This is a genomic window from Brevundimonas sp. (genome assembly GCF_016463295.1).
Lineage (GTDB): Bacteria > Pseudomonadota > Alphaproteobacteria > Caulobacterales > Caulobacteraceae > Brevundimonas.
This window is the reverse complement of the sequence record NZ_JAEMRO010000118.1, coordinates 1-5,056: the sequence shown is the minus strand read 5'-3', so window position 1 is coordinate 5,056 and position 5,056 is coordinate 1. Positions and strand designations below refer to the sequence as shown.

5 protein-coding genes are annotated in these 5,056 nt (G+C 66.5%); 3 read left to right on the top strand and 2 right to left on the bottom strand.

From position 1 onward, the window contains the following. Window positions 1-533 (bottom strand): HAD hydrolase-like protein (locus JHC81_RS13700; RefSeq protein WP_292175593.1); only part of this gene is annotated, 533 nt, incomplete at its 3' end. A 68-nt stretch (window positions 534-601) separates the two neighbouring features. Between JHC81_RS13700 and glmU the strand changes: the two genes are divergently transcribed. Next, the gene (gene glmU, locus JHC81_RS13695; RefSeq protein ID WP_292175592.1) at window positions 602-1,942 is read left to right on the top strand and encodes a bifunctional UDP-N-acetylglucosamine diphosphorylase/glucosamine-1-phosphate N-acetyltransferase GlmU; all 1,341 of its coding nucleotides are present in this window, start codon (window positions 602-604) and stop codon (window positions 1,940-1,942) included. 632 nt (window positions 1,943-2,574) lie between these two features. After that, window positions 2,575-3,258, top strand: a complete 684-nt coding sequence (gene rpiA, locus JHC81_RS13690) for a ribose-5-phosphate isomerase RpiA (protein WP_292175591.1) — start codon at window positions 2,575-2,577, stop codon at window positions 3,256-3,258. Window positions 3,259-3,291: 33 nt separating this feature from the next. Here rpiA and JHC81_RS13685 read toward each other — a convergent pair whose 3' ends face one another. Next, a complete protein-coding gene (locus tag JHC81_RS13685; protein WP_292175589.1) occupies window positions 3,292-4,236 on the bottom strand; it encodes a hypothetical protein in 945 nt (314 codons plus the stop codon). Window positions 4,237-4,431: 195 nt separating this feature from the next. Between JHC81_RS13685 and JHC81_RS13680 the strand changes: the two genes are divergently transcribed. Continuing rightward, on the top strand, window positions 4,432-5,056 hold a 625-nt coding region (locus JHC81_RS13680; protein WP_292175587.1), incomplete at its 3' end, for an FAD-dependent oxidoreductase.

Genomic DNA, 5,056 nt, shown 5'->3' with positions numbered 1-5,056 from the left:
GCCGCGTCGCCGACCATGATGGCCCGCGCCGGATCGCCGCCCGCCAGACGCACCGCCTCCTTCAGATGCGCTCCGTTTGGTTTGCGCGCGCTGACCCGGTCCGGCCCCACGATGGCGGCGAAGTGGCGGGTCAGGTCCAGCGCGCCCAGCAGCCGTTCCGACAGGTCGCTGCGCTTGTTGGTCGCCACGCACAGGATGGCCCCCCGCGCCGCCAGTCGCTCCAGCGTCTCGACCACGCCGTCGTAGGGCCGCGAATGGTCGGCGATGTGGTCGATGTAGTCGGCGATGAAGGCGTCAAACAGTTCGGGCCTGGTCGCGTCTTCCTTGCTGGCTCCGGCTGCCGCAAACCCATGCTCCAGCAGCGCCCGCGCCCCACCGCCGATCAGGTTCGCCGCCCCCTCCATCGGCACGGTCGGCAGGCCCTCGCGCACCAGCATGCGGTTCAGCGTGCCGACCAGATCGCGATGCGTCTCCACCAGCGTGCCGTCCAGGTCGAAGGCGATGGTCCAGCCTTCCAGGTCGCGTTCCGTCAAGGCGGCATCTCCCAAGGGTCGCCGCGATAGGCTAGACCACCCGCCGTGACTAACCGCCGGACCGATTCATGACCAGACGCGCTGCCATCATCCTCGCCGCCGGCCAGGGCACTCGCATGAAGTCGCCGCTGCCCAAGGTGCTGCACCCCGTAGGTGGCCGCGCCATGCTGGATCACGCCATCGATGCGGCCGAGGCCCTTGGCTGCGAGCGGATCGTCGTCGTCGTCGGCAATCACTCTCCGGAAGTCCGCGCCCATGTGGTCAAGCGTCTGGGGGAGGGGGCCATCGCGGTCCAGGATCCGCCCATCGGTACCGGCCACGCCGTCCGCGCCGCCGAAGCCGCCTTGGCGGGGTTCGAAGGCCAGGTGGTCATCACCTATGGCGACGTGCCCTTGCTGAAGGCGCACGACATCGAGCCGGTCTTCGCCAGTGCCGACGGCGTCACCGTCATCGGCTTCGAGGCGCGCGACCCGGGGGCCTATGGTCGCCTGGTCATGGAGGGCGACACCCTGGCCGCCATCACCGAGGCCAAGGAGGCCTCGGCCGAGGTTCTGGCCCTGACCACCTGCAACTCCGGCGTCATGGCCGCGCCTTCGGCCCTGCTGTTCGACCTGCTGGCGCGCGTCACCAACGACAATGCCAAAGGCGAATACTATCTGACGGACGTGGTCGCCCTGGCCCGCGCCCAGGGTGCGCCGACCCGCGCCGTCATGGCAGACGAGGACGCTGTCATGGGCGTCAATGCCCAGGCTGAGCTGGCGGTAGCCGAGGCCCTGTTCCAGAAGGTCCAGCGCGAGACCTTCCTGGCCGCCGGCGTGACCATGGCCGCGCCCGAAACCGTCCATTTCTCGTTCGATACAGAGATCGGTGCAGGCACGATCATCGAGCCCTTCGTCGTCTTCGGCCCCGGTGCCCGGATCGCCCCTGGCGCGCGCATCCGCAGCTTCAGCCATATTGAGGGCGCGACCGTCGCCACCGGTGCCGAGGTCGGCCCCTATGCCCGCCTGCGCCCCGGCGCGGACCTGGGCGAAGGCGTCAAGGTCGGCAACTTCGTCGAGGTGAAGAATGTGCGGATGGACGCAGGCTCCAAGGCCAACCACCTGGCCTATCTGGGCGACGGCACCGTGGGCGCGCGGGCCAACATCGGCGCGGGCACCATCTTCTGCAACTACGACGGCTTCTTCAAACACCGGACGACGGTGGGGGCAGGGGCCTTCATCGGCTCCAACAGCGCCCTGGTCGCCCCGGTGACGATCGGCGAGGGGGCCATGGTCGGCTCCGGCTCGGTCATCACCCGCGATGTCGGTCCCGGCGACCTGGCGCTGGGCCGGGGCGATCAACTGGCCAAACCCGGCTGGGCTGCACGGTTCATGGACACGATGCGGGCGAGGAAGGCGAAATCTAGCTAGGGACGAACATCTATCGGCGTGACATCAACAGAAGTCGCTGTTGCGGTATCAATGACCTGCAGTCCGCAACTCATACCCGAATACACCTGGGTGACCCGATAGCGTCGCCCTGGGAGAGGTTGGAACGCGACTTGGTTGTTGCATTGACGACCGTCGAACTGAGCCCGGGCGGCGACATACAGCGGGTCTTGCACGTGCACTCTGACTTCAGCGGAACCCCCTAGACCTCTCCACGGGACTGCGGGCTGATCCACCGCCCGATATCGATTGCGGGAAAGGTAATAGTCGATCCGCAACGGTCGACCCGCGACAGGAAGATTGAAGATAGTCTGGCCTTGCAGTCCGACAGTGCTGGCGGGCGTGTAGATTTCCACAATGGCCGAAGACTCGCTCGTGGCAGGAGACGCATAGCCACCCCCGCCTCCCGCTACTGCCTCCGTGTAGGCCTCCGCCAATGAGACGCAGCCTGTGAGCGAGAGAGAAGACAGCACGATTGCAAGGCGTTTCATGAATGATCCCCGTTCGAGCGAAGGTATCGAGTAATCGCGCTGTGCGTGCCGGAATCCAGCTTTCAACATTGTGCTTCCCCCGATATGGCCTCCTAATCCGGGGAACGGGAGCAGCCAAGCGCCATGTCTGACCTTCAAAAGAAAAACGCCGGCGAAGCCGCCGCCCTACGTGTCGAGCCCGGCATGGTCGTGGGCCTGGGCACCGGCTCCACCGCCGCCTGGTTCGTCAAGGCACTGGCCGCCCGAAACCTGACCGGCCTGCGCTGCGTCCCCACGTCCGAAGCCACCGCCGAGCTGGCCCGCGAACTGGGCCTGACGCTATCGACGCTAGAGGACACGCCCCGCATTGACCTGACCGTCGACGGCGCGGACGAGATCGGCCCCGGCCTGGCCCTGATCAAGGGCGGCGGCGCGGCCCTGTTGCGTGAAAAGCTGGTGTGGGAGGCCTCGGCCCGGTGCCTGTGCATCGCCGACAGCGCCAAGGTGGTGAAGACCCTGGGGGCCTTCGCCCTGCCGATCGAGGTCGTCGCTTTCGGGCACAAGACGACCGCCAACCGCATCGCTGATGTCTTGGCCGATCACGACATCGCCATGCCCGCCCGCGTCCGCATGGCCGACCGGGGGCTGGTCCGCACCGACGGCGGCAATTTGATCTATGACGCCAGGTGCGGCGTCATCCACGACCCCGTCCGCCTGGCCGACGATCTGAAGCTGATCACCGGCGTTGTCGAGCACGGTCTGTTCCTCGATCTGGCCGACGAGGCGATCGTGGGCACGGACACCGGGTCCGAGACCCTGTCGCCATAAGCGAGGGGCTGGACCCACCAGACCCAGGCAGCGTTACTCCTGATCGGCCTCGCGCAGCGCCCTGTGCGCCCGTCCGATCGAATCCGCGATCTCGCCGCGCCCCGACTGACGGTTCGCGCGTGTCCTCTCTGCATCATACAACCCGCTCAGATAGGCCTGATCCCAGTTGGTCAGACTGGTGGCCGTTTCCGGGTCGTCGAACACGTTCAGGATCGATGCATACCGGCTGGTATCGGCCTTGGGATCGATCTGGGCCAGGGTAACCATGGCGACATAATCGGCCAGCTGCTGCGCGGACACGCTGGCGACCTGGTTGAAATCAAGGATGACGATCGTCCGGAACAGTTCGTCGACGATCTGGGTGGTCAGACGCGACGCCGCGAAGGTCGAGATGACGGGGCCAAAATCGTAGGGTGTGCTGCAGCTGCCGGTGCATTCCCCGGGAATGCTGACGGCGCGCTGGCCCGTCTGGGAATCGACCGGCATGCTGACCTGCCACCAGCGTACGGGCGCGTCGGACGCGACAAAATCTTCCAGGGCATCGCTGCCGCGATCCATGCCCGATCCTCCGACCCGAAAAGCGCGACGTCGCTCTTCGACCAGTTGTTCGGCCAGGGCGTCGGGCTGATCGGACGCGATGATCATGACGTTGGCCGTGCAGCCCGGCGCGCCGGGGTTCAGGCCCACATCCTCTGCCACGGTCGAGACGCGGTCCGCCAGATACTGCGCCAGTTCCGGTTTCAGGTTCGCCACACCTATGCAGATGTCGGAATCCCACCGCGCGATGCCCCGCCCGCGATTCGGGGCCGCCACCTCTCCGACAAAGTCGCGGATCATGGTGTCCAGCGGACGCCCGACCACCTCGATGTCCTCGAGATCGGTCGCCGGCAGCTGCTGGCTGGAGGGCGGAACCTGCGGCGTGGGCGGGTCCTGCGGATAGGCGGTCCCGATCAAGGCTGCGAGGGCGAGTGCGAGCATAGACGTTGAACCTTCAGAAGTAAGGCGACCGCCCTTGCCGGCGGATCGACAGGTCAGATCCCGTGCCGCGATCCTTACCTTGTCCAAGGCCGACCGCACGCCTAAATCCAACGCCGATATAGCGGCATTCCGTCGCCTGTTTCGTGACAAATCGTACATTTTCGACCCCGTCTTGCGGGTCTGACCGGAGCTCCAGTGACTTCTTACGACTACGACCTCTTCGTCATCGGCGCCGGCTCCGGCGGTGTGCGCGCGGCGCGCCTGACCGCCCTCGGCGGCAAGCGCGTCGCCATCGCCGAGGAGTTCCGCGTCGGTGGGACCTGCGTCATTCGCGGCTGCGTGCCCAAGAAGTTCATGGTCATGGCCTCCGAAGTCAGCCACGCGCTGGAAATCGCCGAGGGCTATGGCTGGTCCTTCGACAATGCGAAGTTCGACTGGCCGACCTTTCTGCAGGCCAAGGATGTCGAGATCGCCCGCCTGTCCGGCATCTATGCCGCCAACCTGGGCAAGGCGGGGGTCGATCTGGTGCATGGCCGCGCCGTCCTGACCGACGCCCACACGGTCCAGATCCTGAAGAAGGACGGCACGCCCGACCGCTCCATCACTGCCGAACGCATCCTGGTCGCCACCGGCGGCCGGCCCTGGATGCCCGAAGAGCTGGAGGGCATCGAGCACGCCATCACCTCCGAAGAGGCCTTCCATCTACCGGAACTGCCAAAGCGCATCCTCATCGCGGGCGGCGGCTATATCGCGGTGGAGTTCGCGGGCATCTTCGCCGGGCTGGGCGTCGAGACGACCCTGATCTATCGCGGGCCCAACA